11 protein-coding genes and 1 pseudogene are annotated in these 16,910 nt (G+C 60.5%); 11 read left to right on the plus strand and 1 reads right to left on the minus strand.

All coding sequences use genetic code 11. The annotated features are described in order from the left end of the window. Positions 1-477: 477 nt before the first annotated feature. The 6 genes from GJ629_RS07545 (at position 478) to GJ629_RS07570 (ending at position 9,629) form a co-directional block, all read left to right on the plus strand. Entirely contained in the window at positions 478-783 is a 306-nt protein-coding gene (locus GJ629_RS07545; RefSeq protein WP_157512447.1) for a surface glycoprotein, read from the plus strand. Between the two features lie 1,684 nt (positions 784-2,467). After that, positions 2,468-4,966 (plus strand): hypothetical protein, encoded by a 2,499-nt coding sequence (locus GJ629_RS07550; RefSeq protein WP_157512448.1) that lies wholly within the window; start codon positions 2,468-2,470, stop codon positions 4,964-4,966. Further along, complete coding sequence (locus tag GJ629_RS07555) at positions 4,957-5,418, plus strand: hypothetical protein (protein ID WP_157512449.1); 462 nt, start codon at positions 4,957-4,959, stop codon at positions 5,416-5,418. Before GJ629_RS07550 ends, GJ629_RS07555 begins: the two co-directional genes overlap by 10 nt. Before the next feature lie 532 nt (positions 5,419-5,950). Beyond that, positions 5,951-8,800, plus strand: coding sequence for a BGTF surface domain-containing protein (locus GJ629_RS17925; RefSeq protein WP_157512450.1), 2,850 nt, complete (start codon positions 5,951-5,953; stop codon positions 8,798-8,800). 107 nt (positions 8,801-8,907) lie between these two features. Then, on the plus strand, positions 8,908-9,321 hold the full coding sequence (locus tag GJ629_RS07565; RefSeq protein WP_157512451.1) for a hypothetical protein: 414 nt from the start codon (positions 8,908-8,910) through the stop codon (positions 9,319-9,321). Positions 9,322-9,350: 29 nt separating this feature from the next. Then, the gene (locus GJ629_RS07570; RefSeq protein ID WP_157512452.1) at positions 9,351-9,629 is read left to right on the plus strand and encodes a hypothetical protein; all 279 of its coding nucleotides are present in this window, start codon (positions 9,351-9,353) and stop codon (positions 9,627-9,629) included. Between the two features lie 190 nt (positions 9,630-9,819). On the opposite strand, the gene GJ629_RS07575 is transcribed toward GJ629_RS07570, so the two are convergent. Beyond that, a complete protein-coding gene (locus GJ629_RS07575; RefSeq protein ID WP_157512453.1) occupies positions 9,820-10,617 on the minus strand; it encodes a hypothetical protein in 798 nt (265 codons plus the stop codon). Between the two features lie 328 nt (positions 10,618-10,945). Between GJ629_RS07575 and GJ629_RS07580 the strand changes: the two genes are divergently transcribed. From GJ629_RS07580 to GJ629_RS07600, 5 genes and pseudogenes are all read left to right on the plus strand, one after another. After that, positions 10,946-11,281, plus strand: coding sequence for a hypothetical protein (locus GJ629_RS07580; protein ID WP_157512454.1), 336 nt, complete (start codon positions 10,946-10,948; stop codon positions 11,279-11,281). A gap of 116 nt (positions 11,282-11,397) precedes the next feature. Then, positions 11,398-12,168, plus strand: a complete 771-nt coding sequence (locus GJ629_RS07585; RefSeq protein WP_157512455.1) for a ParA family protein — start codon at positions 11,398-11,400, stop codon at positions 12,166-12,168. Further along, positions 12,165-12,620 (plus strand): hypothetical protein, encoded by a 456-nt coding sequence (locus tag GJ629_RS07590; RefSeq protein WP_157512456.1) that lies wholly within the window; start codon positions 12,165-12,167, stop codon positions 12,618-12,620. Before GJ629_RS07585 ends, GJ629_RS07590 begins: the two co-directional genes overlap by 4 nt. 994 nt (positions 12,621-13,614) lie before the next feature. Continuing rightward, positions 13,615-14,813 (plus strand): annotated as a pseudogene (locus GJ629_RS07595) (Cdc6/Cdc18 family protein). 800 nt (positions 14,814-15,613) lie between these two features. Beyond that, positions 15,614-16,849, plus strand: a complete 1,236-nt coding sequence (locus GJ629_RS07600; RefSeq protein ID WP_370515821.1) for an orc1/cdc6 family replication initiation protein — start codon at positions 15,614-15,616, stop codon at positions 16,847-16,849. Positions 16,850-16,910 lie beyond the last annotated feature (61 nt).

Here is a 16,910-nt window from a genome sequence, read left to right on the forward strand (position 1 = left end):
CTTGATGCGTCCCGTAGAGGCAGAGGTCGTGGAAAGGGGATAACGAATCAGTACGCTTGGCTATCGACCGGGATATTGTCATCGAGAAGCTTCGGGATGACACTCGAGTTGAACCAGTTCTCGATGTTATCTCCGGCTAGTGGGTCAGGTGTGTTGGTATCATCCCATATGAACGAGGGCTCTCGCACCCGCCGAACTGTGCTCTCGCACCCGTACATACGATACCTGTCACGATCTATCGAAAGGAGGAGACGCCGCCGATATCGCGGGATTGGAGAATCTGTAACGTTGCGTGTCTGTACGTGGGAATCCACACTCGTTCAGGGTCACAAAGTATTTAAACGTACCATTAGATTGTAACGCCTGTAGCCATACACATCGAGGCTGGTACATAATTATGACATATACTATGGTGAATGGAACGAGTCCCCGCACTTCGGTGCGTGGCAGCGATTCCGCTTCGAACAGAGTACAATCATGACAGGTAATAACACATCGCCTGGAGAGAAGCTCCGCGCGGTGTTCCTTGCGTCGCTGATGGTCCTCTCCGTGTTTGCCGCCGGTATGGCATTCACGGGGACCGCCGCAGCCGCGGGGAACGCCTCCTTCTCAGCGTCCGACACCACGGCAGGTGCCACTCCGGCAACCCTCACTGGTGGCACTAACGTCGCTCTGAGTACGCCGGAAGTACTTTCCAGACAGTCCGACTTGACTTTACGCCCGCGAGCGACTTCGACGGCAGCTTCGCTAACGTCGGCGACGCAGATGTCGACATCGAAGTGAACGGCGCTTCGCAGGGCGCGACAGTTGACTCGATCAGCAACGGCGGCGCGACCATCACGGTTTCGATGGGCTCACAGATGACGGTCAACGCGAACGACCGCATCGACGTCGTTGTCAGCAACAGTGCGTTCCAGAACCCGTCCACCGACGGCACCTACTCCGGTCTGGTCCACATCAACCCTGGCTCCAGCGCCGGCAAGGCCTACGGTGACCTCACCATCGGTGCCGGTTCGCCCAGTGACGGTGTCATCCGAGACACTGCCGGAACGCAGACCGACACCTTCGGTAGTGTGACCGATACGGTCAACGCGACCGTTGACTACTCCGGATTCAACAACCAGTCGCTGTCGGCTCAGCACTACGTCGACGGCGAACTGGTCGCCGAGAAAGACCTCGTCGACAACGAGGGTAACGGTGTCGCGAACGCGACGTTCAGCGCTGCCAAGCGCGGAACCGTCGAGTTCTACAACGGTTCGCAGAAGTTCGACACCGAGGGCTACTCGGCAGACAACTACGAGGTCCGCGTCATCAACAACGCGACCTACGCGAACACTGACTCCGTCCAGATTCAGGGTGAGATCTACACCTACTTCGACGAGGACGGAGAGCAGATTCTCGAGGACGACATCAACGTCGACTACGCGATCTACGAGCCGGGTACGAAGACTTCCGGCAACCAGATCGTGACCGGTGACACCAGCAACGGTCAGTTCACCGAGGTCCGGACCTTCAGCGCGACGACGACCGCTTCGTCGCCGCCGCCGGGCCGAACGGAGGATCTCGATTACCCCGCAGACGGCCAGACTGAGCCGTCCTACGAGGTCTTCGTCAAATCCGACGTCGACAACAACAACGCGCCGACGCCGGACATCAACAACAACGACGGGAACGCGATCATCCCCGTCCGACTGAACTTCGATCTCACGAACCCGTCCAGCGTCAACTACGGTGAGACCCGGAACGTCGAAGGGCTGCTCACCGACGGTGACGACAACGGCGTCGCGAACTACCTCATCGAGGTCCAGAACGGGACGCTCGCCGACGACAAAATCGGTGTCGGCAAGACCCGTAACACGACGACCGCCGCAGACGGGCAGTTCGGCTTCACGATGGAGTTCAACGACGCTGGTCTCTGGACGTACGGGACCAACGTCGGCGACAAGGCTGACGCCGTCGACGACTCGATCCGCTACGGGCAGATCGAAGTCGCCGGTCAGGAAGCCGACGTCTCGCTTGACACTGTCGGCGACGTCAACCGAGCGAACTTCACGCACAGCTACGAGATTCAGGTCAACGACACGGACGGTACGTCCCTGCAGGTCAACGAGACCGGCTCCGCCGACGCTCAGGGCTACGTCAATGTGACTGGTCCGTTCAGCAGTTTCTCGGTCACGAACGCTGGCAAAGAGCGAGCGCGTGTGACGGCTGGTGGCGACATCCAGTACGTCCACGTGTACACTGACGCGCAGGGTCAGATCGCGTTCGACGCCACGCCTGTCGGTGATATTGGCAGTGACGTCAACGCGAAACTCGAGAATGACAACGACGCGACCCGACCAACGGTGTCTTCGGCGGTGCAGAGGTCGCTGACGACGCTGGCGACACGCCGGAGTTCCCGGACTACGTCGGCAGTAGTGCTCTCGAAGTCGTCGCGCCTGACGACATCAACGTCGTCGAGTTCAAGGTGCAGGATCCGCGGACCGCGAACAGCGAATCCTTCGCTACGAACACGACGAACCCCAATGGCGACACGATCACCAACTACACCAACGCGATCAACCTCCTCGGTCCGAGCGACGGTGGACCGGACGGGCTGATCGAAGTGCTCCCGCTGACGACGCAGAACAGCAGCCGCATCGTCAACGGCGAGCGACTCGGTAACGACACCTTCCAGGACTTCGATGGTATGACGGCGTACCGTCTGAAAGTCGAACTCCGCGACCGAGCGAACGACGTCATCTATCCCGGTACGAACGCCGGTAACGTCTCCGAGATCCGACTCGAAGGCGCGGGCGTCGACGGTACGGTCAACGGTGTCAATCCGGGCAACCTCGCCCTCGGCTCGCCGAGCCAGAACCTGCTCAGCGGTCCGATCTTCGACGGTCAGGACCACTACGTCGTCTTCCGTCCGACCAACGCTGACGAAGTCGACGAGACGATCACTGTCGAGGTGAACATCAGCGGTACTGGCAGCGATACCGACCTCACGCAGGAGATCAACGTCTCCGGCCTCTACGTCGACGAGTTCGACGTGGACGGTGAGAGCGACGTCGACGCTGTCGAACCGAACTCGCAGGTCAACGTCACTGCAGTCGTGCGTGACGCACAGGAAGGCGACGCACCGATCAACAACGGTCGCGTGCGCGTCTCCCAGAACAGCACGGCAATCGGCCAGGTTGACGCTCGGACGGCGAACGTCAACGACGGTCAGTACACGTTCAACGACCTGCAGGTCGGTCCGCGCGGTGTGGACACGGACGGCGACGGTATCGGTGAGGAAGCTTCGCAGCTCGTCTTCACCGCATACCAGTACGCAGACGCTGACGGCAACCAGGCACTTGAGCAGGACGAGGTCGACGAAGCGACGGTCGAAACCCTCGACCTCTCGCTCGAGCAGGACCTGAACGTCACGTTCCTGCCGGACGACAACAACACGAGCGACTACGTCGGCTCCGACTTCGGCGGTCAGATGGTTCTGACCAAAGGTGTCGAGTACGACAGCATCGCGTTCCAGCTCACCGACGGTGAGGGCAACGCAGTCAACCTCACTGACGGTATCGGCCAGAAGGCGAACCTGAACGCGCCGGTCTTCACCACCAACGGTGTGGCCGGGGACAACACGAACCTGGTCAACCTCACCGCGACGGACATCAACGGTGACCCCGTGACGATCGGCCAGGTCTACTTCAACGAGACCGAGAGTCAGCCCGGTGACGGCTACTACGTCATCGAAGACATCTCGAACATCAACGGCGGTAACACGGTCGTCAGTGACGGCAACGGCTTCCTCAACACGGGGACCGGTGCCGGCGACGGCGTGTTCAGCTTCTACGACTACGGAGCAACGGGCGAGGGTCCGCAGCAGTTCTGGCTGCAGATCACGACCCCCGACCTCTCCGCACAGACTGAGGACATCGCCACTGATCCGTTCACCTACAGTCAGGGTCAGTTCCAAGTCGGCGATCCGAACATCGAGACGAACGTCACCGGCGTTGCTGGTCCGGACGTCAACGGTAACACGTGGGCGAACCTGAGCCACACCGCCGCGGACAGCTTCGAGGACGTCTCGGGCATCGAGACGCTTACCATCGGCATCAACCGGACGTACCGCGTCAACGCGACGTACGAGAGCTTCACCGGTGAAGCGATCAATGGCTCCAACTTCGACCGATCCTGGATCCAGTACGACGGTGCACTCTCCGGTCAGCCGACCGACGTGTCCTTCGAGGCCGTGAGGACTCTCGGTAACGCGAACGCCACGATTGGCGGTAACCCGACGGTGAACCTCTTCAACGGCGACGGCGAGTTCCAGTTCGACATCACTGTCAACAACAGCAGTGGCACTGGGACCTTCGTCCCCAAGTTCACCGCGAACGCGACGCACAACCCGGACTACGGTGTCACCGGCGTTTACGGTAACAACGGCGACACTACGTTCAGTCCGAACGCGTCCATCGCGGGTAGTCCGGACGCTCAGAACCCGCTGGTCGAAGTTTACGACCAGTCCGGTTCCGAGCTGCCGGTCAACCCGTCCGCGGACAGCAACAACTCGGTGCTGGCGAACGACGTGACCCAGACCCTGCGAGTGGAGGCGTTCCCGGCTGACGCCGACGACGTCCCGCTCCGCGGTGGTCTGAAGTTCGGCTTCCCCAGCACGAACCCGATCTCCGAGAACGTCGTCGGGACGACGACCAGCACGAACGGTACCGACCAGCCGCTGGTCACGAACCAGTTCACCGACCAGAGCTACGACTCCGGTCAGATCGGCTTCCTGACGCTCACGCCGACTGGTACTGGTGACGGCATCCTGCAGCTGATCAACGACAACGACGTACCGGTACCGTCGTTCAGGACACGGACGCCAACGACGTCGTCTTCGACGTCCTGCGTTCGAACCTGCAGGTCAACATCTCGCTCACCGAGGACAGCGTCGACGCTGGCGAGGACATCTCGGTGTCGCTGACGGCCCGGTCGACGGGTGACGAGGTCAGCTTCGCCGGTGTCTCGCTGGTCGATCCGAGCGGTAACGTCATCGCCGAGACTCAGACCGACGGCAGCGGTACGGCAACGTTCACCGTCCCGGAGAACGCGACCGATGGTACCTACACCATCGAGACGCGTCCGGCTGGCTTCCAGCCCGCGTCGGCTGAACTCGACGTCGCCGGTGTGACTGGTGGCGACGGCAACCCGACGCTGCCCGGCGCGTCCGGTCCTGCACAGGACACGGACGGTGACGGCCAGCTCGAAGACGTCAACGGCGACGGCGCCGTTGACCTCTTCGACGCGCTGGACTTCTACAACAGCGCCGACAGCGACGCAGTCCAGGACAACGCCGCCGCGTTCGACTTCGACGCGAGTGGTGACATCAACGGCCTCTTCGACGCGCTGGCCCTGTGGAACGAGATCTCCGCATAGAACAGCCCGTCTGAAGCAGCCGTCTTCTCCATTTTTTCGAACCGGACAGCGACAGCAACGCCGATCCGTTACGGACGGTAACCGACCGAACCACTGTCACAGTCGTTTATATTCCCGGCCGGTTAGCGAACGACCAGCGATAGATATGTCTCACAGCGCGAGCGACCCCCTTTCATCCCGAAATAGTACATATCTCAGACAGCGAATACGCCATATTTGGGCGGGTAACGATACGTCTCCGATAAAACCATCCGTAATCTAAACATTCAGTATTTCCGAGTGGGTAGCGGACAAAATAACACAAAGTACTTAACGTCTCTGTATGAAAAGGAACACGACAACTTGCCACCGGAAAGTGTACACATCGCTTTCCGGTGGGGAGTGCGTCAACCAACGCATACCAATTATGAATAGGGATCAATTCCGCGGCATCACACTTGCAGCTCTCATGGTCCTCTCAGTATTCGCCGGCGCTGCCACTGTTACGGCAGCGGGCGATACTGACGTCAACGTGGAGCCTAGCAGCTCAAGTGTGGATGTCGGCAGCACGACAACCGCGGACATCGTCATCACCGAAGGTGGCGACGGTGTCCAGGGTGCACAGTTCTCCGTCAATCTCTCCGACGGATCCGCAGCAGACATCACCGACGTCTCGGTCGCCGGTAGCCCGGGGATCGAAGAGGTCAACTACGCCGACGACAACTCGTCGGTCGCCTTCAACCTCGGTTACATCCCGGACGCGCTCGCGGGTTCGAACAACCTCGTGATCGCGACCGTCACCATCGAGGGTGAGAGCGCCGGTTCGACCGACGTCACGACCGACGTCAACCAGATCACCGACGAGGGTGGCAACTCCTACTCCGTTCAGGAGCAGAACGGTGCCACGCTGACCGTCGGTGAGGGTGACAACGGTGGCGACGACGGTGACGACGGTGACGACGGTGACACCGACCCGTCGCCCGTCACGGGCCTCCCGGACGACGCTGACCGGTACCTCCAGACCAGCGGTCCGCTGTTCTGGCAGGGCCAGCAGCTGTTCTTCCAGGTCCCCGAGGACGCGAACGAGGACTACGTCCTGTACCGCACGAGCGGGACTGGTAGCAACATCGAGACCGACTTCGTCACCGAGGTCACGCTGAACGACTCCGGTGCCAAGGTTCTCGACACCGGCCGAGACATCATCGGCGCGGGTACGTACGCGCTGTTCAACACGGACAACGACGCAGTCGTGTTCAACAGCGAGGGCGAGGTCTCACAGACCATCGACCCGTCGAACGATATCAGCGAATCCGTCTTCACGGTCCGAGAGCAGTCCATCAGCGCGACGCTCGAGGACAACCAGGTCACGCAGGGTGACTCCACGACCGTGAGCCTCACCTCGACTCGAGGCTCCTACTCGGTCGACGTCAGCGCAGAGAACCTCGAAGACTCGGACATCGAGTCCGTCTTCGGTTCCACGACGCTCGACATCTCGAACACCGACTCCGACATCTCGCTCAACACGAGCGCGATCGACGCCGGCACCTACACGTTCGACTTCGCCGTCACGGACACGACGGCGTCCTCGAGCGTCAACCTCACCGTCGAGGAGCAGGACCCGGCCAACGTCGAGTTCGCCTTCGATCCGGGCCAGTCGGTCCGGAAGGGTAACTTCCTCGAACTGCCCGTCACGATCAACAACACCGACAGCGCCGATGTCCGCATCGGTAGCGACGAGGTCGGTTACAACGTCACTGCCTCCCTCACGGACGGCAACAGTGACGGTCAGGTCACGCTCCGACTGAACACGTACCTCTCCGGCTTCGCTCCGCTGAGTGACGCTCTCTCCGTCGCGAACGACGAGGACAGCGTCTCCGTCAGTGCACAGACCGAAGCACCGGGCGAGCCGCTGGACTCCGGTACGTACGACCTGACGCTCATCGACGCGGACACTGGTGAGGAGCTCGAGCTGAGCAGCTTCCTCCTCCAGGACCGTGACGACGGCGCCGAGATGGCGCTCTGGACCGCGCCGCGAAGCGCGGCCGGTGACGTCAGCGACCGCAGCGACGTCACGGCAGCCATCGAGAGCGGCACCGTGACGCCGAGCAACGAGATCGCAGCGGGCGACCTCCTCATCCACCAGATCGAGGTCAACGACTTCGACGGCCTCATCGCCGCGGTCGAAGGCGACAACGGCGTCGAGACGCTGACCAACGCGATCAACAACGACGTCGTCGATCTGACCATCGAGCAGACCGACGCCTCGACTGGAATCAACCAGCAGCCGAAGACCCTCAACCTCGGCGACAGCGCCGACGCTCTGACGGTCTTCTTCAACGCGAGTAACGACGAACTGTACGTCATCGCCGAGACGGCGAGCCTGCAGTTCGACCGTGGCAGCCAGACTGGTGTCTCCGCGGCACCGAACGACGTCTTCGACGTGACGTTCGACGTCACCGACCAGTACGTCAGCCCGGACGACGCCGAGGAAGCCACGCAGACGTTCTCGGTCGAAGAGCGTAACGTCGAGCTGACCGACAGCGACGACCTCACGCTCCGAGGCGAGAGTGGCCAGACCGTCACCGGCGAGGCCTCTGTCGCACCCGGTAGCGAGTACACCGTCGAGATCCGCGGCCCGAACCTCCTCGACTCCGAGGGCGTGACGGTCGGTCCGGACGGTAACTTCAGCGCTGAGTTCGACCTCAGCCGCCTCGAAGAGGGTGACGAGCTCACCGCGACCCTGAGCGGTCAGGGCGCCAGTGACCAGGTCACCTACACCATCGCCGGCGAGCCGGCCGCACCGACCGCGTCCGTCTCGATCAGCGACCAGACCCGCAGCGAGGGTGACACCGTCATCGTCGACTCCGTCGACATGAGCCAGGGCGGCTTCGTGGCCATCCACGAGGGCGGCCCGGGTGGCGAGGTCATCGGCGCATCCAACTACATCGCGGGTAGTGCGTCCAACGTCGCAATCTCGCTCGACTCGTCCCTCGAGGGTGGCGACACCACGGTCGTCGCCATGCCGCACCTCGACACGAACAACAACCAGGAGTACGACTTCGGCTCCATCGAGGGTGCCGACGGTCCGTACACCGCGGACGGCGCAGCGGTCACCGACTCCGCAGTCGTGACGGTTCCGACGCCGGAACCGACGCCGACTGAGACGACGGAGCCGACGACCGAGACGACTGAGCCGACCACGGAAACGACCGAGCCGACCACCGAGCCGACCACGGAAACGACCGAGCCGGCTCCGGACACCACCGAGACCACCGAAGCAGGCGACGGTGACGACGGTGGCGACGAGGAGACCACCGACGCTGGTGGTCCCGGCTTCGGTATCGTCGCAGCCCTGGTCGCGCTCATCGCTGCTGCGCTCCTCGCGGTGCGCCGCAACAACTAACGCGATCAGCTAACTGAGTCGGATCGGCCGACTCCTCCGCCGTAATTTCTCCATTTTCTCGACGCCCCAGCGGCAGGACTATTGCCACGCCCGACCCACCGGAGCGTATGCGCCGAGTCCTCGCCGCCGCCGTGCTGGCCGTCGCGCTCTGTTCAATACCGCTGGCGACGGCCGCACCGACCGACGACCCAGTGACAGTGACGCTGAACGGGACGACCGACGGCTACGAGGCGGGTTCGACCGCCGAATTCGACGTCGTCGTCCGGAACACCAGCGGTTCCGTCGGGGCCTACGACCTACGGCTGACGACGAGTTCGTCCCTGACCATCCAGTCCTACGAGCCGGCGTCCCCGGTCGGGCCGTTCGAACGGATCGAGATCAGCGACGACGGCCGAGCCGCGACGCTCACGGCCGCAAACGCCAGCGTCGAGAGTACCGGCGGCCAAGCCGTACTCGGCACGCTCACCGTCCGGACCGAGGGTAACGGCAACGCTCGATCACACCCGAAGTCCGGACGCTGACCGACGAGAACGGGAGCCAGTACACCGACGTGAGCGTCCGGGCGCTCTCCATCCGGATCGGTGCGGAGTCGTCGCCGGTCGCGGCTCTCCCGAACGCGGCCGGCCCGCCGGCGAGCGTCGACGACGACCCGTTGCTGGAGGACGTCAACGGTGACGGGACGGCGGACCTCTTCGACGCGCTGGACTACTACAACAACCGGGACAGCGAGACGATACGAACCAACGTCGACGCGTTCGACTTCGACGGCGACGGCGACGCCGGCGACCTCTTCGACGCGCTAGCGCTGTGGAACAAGATCAGCGGGTGAGCGGCGACTAACACCGTTGTTAGTGAGAAGAACGGTGAGTTAGTGGTGGTCGTGTTCTCACGGGGGAGAACACTCTCTAGAGCAGGGGGTGCTGTCCAGTCTCGCCAGTAGAAAAAGGGGAAAACAGCGGTGTGGTGAGTGTCTCCTAGAGAGTGAGCCCTCTCGGGCGTGGTCTGGCTAACACGGAGGGCTACCCGTACACCTCGTTTCTACTAACAACGCTGTTGCTCTGGGCGGTTTGGTTGTGATAGGCTACGATACGCTTGACGAGGTCGTCGTCGAAGACGACAGTCTTCTGACCGTCCTTCCTGTCGACAATCTCGACGTCCTCTTTTCCGAATTCGTCGAAGAAGTCCATCACTCGGCCGACGTTCGAGCTGTAGGCCTGTCCGCCCTCGCCGGCGGCCATCACACGCCGCAAGTCACTCCACGGGAGCGCCCGGCCGGCCGGGACCTTCGTCGTGTACTCGTGGACGCCCTCGGCGACGAACTTCATCCGCTGCTGGTTGGCCGTCAGATTCTGTTCGGCTATCTCCTGTGGCAACTGTACGAGGTCCTCAAGCGGCGTCTCCGGACGGATGTAGTGCGGCGTCTGTCCCTCCGCCTCGGTGTCGTCCTCGACCTCGCGGGCGAGTTCGTGGACGCGCTCTCGGAGGTCCTTGCGCTTCTCGATGGTCAACTCCAGAAGGTTGTCCTGCCTGTCGAGTTCCTCGTCGTGGGCCTCGACGTCGTCGGCGAGGGTCTCCACCTCGTCTTCGAGTTCCTTCCGCCGCTGGATGGAGACGTCAAGGACGTTCCGGAGTTCCTCGACGTCCTCGGTGTCGGCGCTGTCTTCCTGTGCCGCTCGTAGCTCCGACACCTCCGCTTCGAGTTCCGCGATGCGCTGCTCGCGACGGTCGAGTTCGCGGCGGTCTGCCTCCCGCTGCTGTTCGAGTTCCTCGACTCGCGCCAGCAGTGCCTCGAACTCCTCGCGCGTGACCTCAGACATCGGCATCACCCCGGGGGTCGACACCCGAGACTGCCGGGTCGAGGGCTACGAACTGAGTAGTAGCGGGTCGCTCGGACTGGTCAGAGGCGGTACTACGCCGGTCGTGAGAGTAAGATTGAATACCCTCGGCTATGTTGGTGCTCATACGGGATTCTCCTTGGTTTCGGGGGAGTGTTCCTGCACTCCTCCAACCCGCGTTTCTGACGGGATAGCGATGGCTACATAGCGCAGCTACTTAAAATTCCGTTGTGTCGGCGGGGGAAACACGGCGAGGGGCCGGGAGCGGCGCGGGGATACTTTCTTTAGGATTCTCTCGCACGGAATCTGTATGGACGGAGAACTGCTCGACGGCGTCGTCATCGACCACGGGGACCAGTCTATCGACCGCGCGGAAGTCAGGGACCGCTTCGTCGACGTCGGCCGGGAGTACGCCGACGAGGTCAGCGACCCGACGGTAGGTATGATGGAGACGCTGGTCGACCACTTCGAGGACCGCGACCCCGAGGACATCAGCGACGAGACGGCCGGAACTCTGTGGACGCTGTGTAACGTGTTGCGCTGGATGCTCGACGACCTCCCGGTGAACGGCGAGGCCACCGACCCCGAGTGGCTCCGCCAACAGCTCGAGCTGTGGGGTGGCGTCAAAGGCACGGACGGCCGATAAGCTCCCGAAACTACCTTCGAAGCGTTCTCGACACGATCACCAGCGGCGACGCCGCGTGCGTCTGACTGAATACTAAGTACGATTAGCGTGCTAAGTCGACTTAGGAAGATAAGCAAATGCCACGGACACTCACACTCGCGAACCAGAAAGGCGGCGTCGCGAAGACGACGGACACCATCAACCTCGCGGGCGCGCTCAACGAGATGGGCGAGGACGTCCTGATCGTCGACCTCGATCCGCAGGGGAACTTGACCGACGGCGTGGGGCTGGACGCGGCCTACACCGAGGAACCGCCGTCGCTGTACGACGCGATGGTCGACCCCGAGGGTCACGACCTCGCGTCGCTGGCGTACAGCCACGAGGAGTTCGACGTGGTCCCCGCGAACATCGACATGTTCAACCTCGCCTCGGAGTTGACCACGGCGATGCGCGGCCACGAGGCACTGCGGCGGCTCCTGGCCGACATCGAGGGGTACGACACGGTGCTGGTCGACTCCCCGCCGTCGCTGGGGATTCTGACCGACAACGCGTTGCTGGGGACCGAAAACGTCGTCCTCCCGGTGTTGGCCGAAGACACCTCGATCCGGGCGCTGAAGCTGCTCTCGAACCAGATCGACACCCTCGAACAGGAGTTCGACGTCACCATCCCCGAACGCGCCGTTGTCGTCTCGCGGCTGGAGTACCCCCTCGACGGCGAGGAGAAGGAGATGCTCGGGTGGTTCGAGGACACCTACGGCGACGTCCTCCCCGTCGTCGAGATCCGCAAGCGCGTCGCCATCAAGCGCGCGTACAACGACGGCGTCTCCATCTTCGCTCACGACGAGGACTGCGACCAGGAGGCCGCGTTCCTCGAACTCGCCGACGTGCTACGGGAGGTGGCGGAATGACGGACCGCGACGGCGACGCGGACCGACTGCAGGACCGCCTCTCGAAGCGGTTCGACTCCGACGAACCCGACAAGGATACTAAGCAGACTAAGCAAAATAATCAAGATAAGTCTGCTAAGCAGAATAAGTCTACTAAGCAAGCTAAGGAGACTGAGGAAGGCAAGGATATGGAGGAAGCGGGAGAGAAGACGGACAAGACGGCGGGAGAGTCCCGGTCGGAGACAGTCGACTACAGGGACGAGTGGAACACGAGACTGGTGTATCTCCCGGACGACCTCTCGGACTTGCTCGAGTACCAGTACAAGCGACTCGACTTGGAGACCGACTGGGAAGTGAAGAAAGAACATCACTTCTACCCCGTCGTTATCGCCCACGGTATCGAGCACATCGCGGAGATGGACCCCGAGGAGTTCACCGCGGCTGTCGAGAGCCTCGGCGTCGGTCCGACCTGAGTACAGGAGAGCGATCTGGACTAGCGAAGCAGGGAGAAAGACCGACGAATCGGTACGATGAGTAGGGACAGGCACACAGAGTACTCGACCTATCCGCGGCGGGAGTGCCACTCGAAACGCCTCTCGGAGATACTGACTTAAAGATTGGAACGGTGTCTCGGATATCAGACATAGATTCTCGGGGCTGATCTATCAGATCAACAGGAAGGTTGGAAGAGTCGAGTTGGGGGAACGAACCGGCGAGACACACACACCACGTTTCCGGTGAAACGGGGTTCGAAGGTGGGGGAGGGGTGAGACACACACACCACGTTTCCGGTGAAACGGGATTCAGAGGAGGGGTGGGGGGTTCAGTGCGAACGAACGAAGAGAGAACTGTCCGAAGAGACCACGATAGTCGCGTATTCCGGAACGAGAGGTAGTGAGAGAACGGTACTAGTCGAGAGAAAGGCTAGAGAGTGCAACGATAGACCGAGTTTATCTAGGATAGTCTAGAGAAGTTGAAGAAGAAATTTCTACAAAGAGTATCTAGAGAGACTTCTAGCACACTACTCTAGGATATGGTTTGTTCCCCTAGCTATAAGAGCTAGCTGAGCTAAAAGTCCATTAAGTTAAATCGTTTGCGTATGGAACAGCAAACGATTTATCGTTTGCTCGTCAGATATATTCTAGTCGAAAATACCCTCTAGAGATACTCTATTGGATAGACTATTTATACCATCTAATTTCTCTTACTGTTCCCTGAGACTCCAGAACACACCGGATTTCCGGTGAAATCCCGACCTCCGTTTCGTCTGACCCCCCACCCCCTCCAAACCCCCGTTCACCGGAAACGTGGTGTGTGTGTCTCAGAAACTAATATCGCTATAGAGGCGCTCTAAAGCGGAAGTGGCGTTTCACCGGAAACGAGGTCGGCGATATACGACATTTCTGATAGTAATAACCGCAAGACAGCGAAACAGTGAAGTCGTTTCACCGGAAACGAGGTGAGCATATGTCGGACTCGACGGACGACCTCTTCTCCCGGGAAGATCAGATCTTCGCGAACAAGGAACTACTCGAGATCAATCACCTCCCGGAGGAGGGTCGGATCGTCGGTCGGGACGACGAGATCGAGAGCCTCGCGACGGCGGTCAACCCCGCGCTGTTCGGACAGAGCCCCAGCAACGTGTTGATCTACGGGAAGACGGGCACCGGGAAGTCCCTCTGTGCGAAGCACGTCTCCGGACGCCTCGTCGACGCGACGGTCCCCGAGGACGTCTCGGCGGCCTTCGCCTACGTCGACTGCGCGCAGGACACCACCGAGACACAGGCCGTCCAGTCCATAGCGAGTACGTTCAACGACCCCGTGCGGACAGATGTCACGATACCGGACAAGGGGATCAGCACATCGACGTACTACAAGCGGCTCTGGACGGTGCTTGACCAGTCGTTCGACGTCGTGTTGATCATCCTCGACGAGATAGACAAACTCGACGACGACTCGATCCTGATGCAACTCTCCCGGGCGGGCGAGGCCGGGAAACTCGACCGCTGTAAGATCGGGACCATCGGGATCAGCAACAAGATCAAGTACAAAGACCGGATGGACGAACGCGTCAAGAGCAGCCTCTGTGAGCGTGAACTCGTCTTTCCGCCGTACGACGCCGACCAGCTCCGGGACATTATGACGCCCGGAAGGACGCGTTCAAACCCGACGTGCTCGCCGAGTCGACCATCCCGCGCGCGGCCGCGTTCGCGGCCAAAGAACACGGTGACGCCCGGAAGGCCATCGACATCCTGCGGTACGCCGGCGAGATAGCCCAAGCCAACGGCGACGGGACCGTCGAGGAATCCCACGTCGAACGGGCGCGCCAGCGCGCCGAGAACGACCGCTTCCGGGAGTTGATCCGAGGCGCGACCCCGCACTCGCGGTACGTCCTCCAGGCGCTGTCGATTCTCTCGCTCAACGAGGAGGAGGCCGACGCCTTCCGGACGAGCCGTATCTACGACCTCTACACCGAGGTCTGCCGGCAGGAGGCGTCGGAACCGCTGTCGCTGCGCCGGGTCCGTGACCTCCTCAAGGAACACACCTTCCTCGACATCACCGAGCAATCACGGCACAGCGGCGGCAGCGCCGAAGGGAGCTACACCAAACACCGACTGCTCGAGGACCCGACGGTGGTCGAGCAGGTGCTGACGGACTCGGACTGACTCGCGCGTGCGAACAGGTTTTATATACACCGAGTGCGTACTCTCCTGACGTCGCCTGCCGGAGGCGATTACGAAGTATTCGGCCGCGGAGATAGTATCCCTGTTCCCGCCACTCTGGAGGCGGTAATTATCCAGTACCAGCCTCAAACCGCTATCCCGCTTTTCGTTTCCATACTTTCGTAGTGCTGGTCGCGTTGGGCCGCACTCACCTCTCTCTCTCACTTTCTTCGTAGCCGTTCGCACAGTAGCAGTGCGGAAGTCTATGTTTTCATCCTAAGCTACTGGATACACTCTACACCCCCTCCCCCACTCTATTCACTCTGATCATTCTATCGGGGGGTTGTCGACCGAGAGATCGTCCTCGAGAAGATAACCCTCCACCGTTTCCGGAGCTTTTGCTGACGCCAGATGTTCTCCACCCTCACTCCACCATTTCCGGAGCTATTCGCTAGACAGAGGAGGGATCTCCTAGAGAAGAAGTGATAATTGCTGGTAAATCTCTATAGCGTGCTATTTAGTATAAAATATATTAGATATAATTTCATATATGATTCCAATTTATATCTAATACGGGTTCTGTTTTATTTCCCTTCTATTAGTTCTTCCCCTCTATCTAGATCTCTCATAGAGAGAGCTAGGTGTGTTGGCATAGCTCCGGAAATAGTGGAGTGAGAGAGTATTATAAAGAAACGTATCTCCGGAAACAGTGGTGTGTCTATTCTTTATATACTCCCGATCTCCGGACGCTTCGGAAACTAAAGAAACGGTGGTTTTATTGTGTCGTCTTCTGTGTCGGTATCATAGGAATGTTCGAACGAGATCGTCTGGTGTTCGCTGATGCTGAACCTCTCGATGACTCCTACGAACCCGATGATATCCGCGAACGAGACGAGGAACTCGAAAAGTACCAGCGAGCCCTCCAACCAATCATCGACAACCGGCCAACGTCGAACATCTTTCTGTACGGCAAGACGGGAACGGGAAAGACCGTGGCGACGAAATTCATGCTGTCGCATCTTGAGAACGACGCTGCTGAGTATGATGATGTTGACCTCTCAATCGTCTGGGTCAGCTGTGAGAATCTCTCTTCGTCCTACCAAGTTGCCGTTGCCCTCGTCAACGAACTTCGTGAAAGCCAGGATAGGGATCGCATCAGTACTACCGGCTACTCGCAACAGCGGGTCTTCGACATTCTTTACGAGGAACTTGACGCTCTCGGTGGCACCGTTGTGATCGTCCTTGACGAAATCGACAATATCGGCCACTCCGACGATATTCTCTACGGGCTCCCACGCGCGCGGTCGAACGGCTACGTTGACGACATCCGCCCGGTGATCATCGGTATCAGCAACGACTTTGGGTTCCGAGACAACCTCTCGCCGAAGGTAAAAGACACTCTCGCCGAAAAGGAGATTCTCTTCCCACCGTACGACGCCAATCAACTGCGTTCGATTCTCAACCCACGTGCAGAGAAAGCGTTTCACGATGGTGTCCTCGACGACGATGTCGTCCCGCTCTGTGCAGCGTTCGCTGCACAGGATACGGGGTCAGCACGGCAGGCGATTCGGCTGCTTCGCGAAGCCGGCGAACTCGCGCAAGCCGCGGATTCTGATACCGTGACCGAGGAGCACGTCCGGGACGCCCAAGATGAACTCGAAAAGAACCAACTCTACGAGGGGATGCAAGAACTCACGACACAGGGACACGCAGTTCTCTGTGCGCTCGCGTACCATCAGGCGCTCGATAACGTCCCTGTCCGCTCCCGCGACCTCTACGAACGGTACGTGAAACTCTGTGACCGGCTCGAAACTGATAGCGTAAGCGAACGCCGTGTTCGTGACCACCTCTCGGATATGAATATGCTCGGGCTCACCCGAGTCTATGAGCGGAACGAGGGAATCTCTGCTGGCCGGTACCACGAGTACGAACTTGATGTCCCGCTGCAAGCCGTACTCGAGGTTCTGCTCTCGACGACCCGCTTCAAGGAAGTCGCAGATATCATCCAGTCGACGGCCGATGATAACAATCTCCTCTAGTTGGATATCTTCGACCATTCACTCCATTCTGGGGTGTATCAAAATATCCTTGATGCGTCCC

This window comes from Halapricum sp. CBA1109, assembly GCF_009741825.1.
GTDB lineage: Archaea > Halobacteriota > Halobacteria > Halobacteriales > Haloarculaceae > Halapricum.

Coding starts and splice junctions, on each gene's coding strand:
- GJ629_RS07545 (WP_157512447.1), top strand. CDS start 478: ATGACAGGTAATAACACATCGCCTGGAGAGAAGCTCCGCGCGGTGTTC.
- GJ629_RS07565 (WP_157512451.1), top strand. CDS start 8,908: ATGCGCCGAGTCCTCGCCGCCGCCGTGCTGGCCGTCGCGCTCTGTTCA.
- GJ629_RS07575 (WP_157512453.1), bottom strand. CDS start 10,617: ATGTCTGAGGTCACGCGCGAGGAGTTCGAGGCACTGCTGGCGCGAGTC.
- GJ629_RS07580 (WP_157512454.1), top strand. CDS start 10,946: ATGGACGGAGAACTGCTCGACGGCGTCGTCATCGACCACGGGGACCAG.
- GJ629_RS07585 (WP_157512455.1), top strand. CDS start 11,398: ATGCCACGGACACTCACACTCGCGAACCAGAAAGGCGGCGTCGCGAAG.
- GJ629_RS07590 (WP_157512456.1), top strand. CDS start 12,165: ATGACGGACCGCGACGGCGACGCGGACCGACTGCAGGACCGCCTCTCG.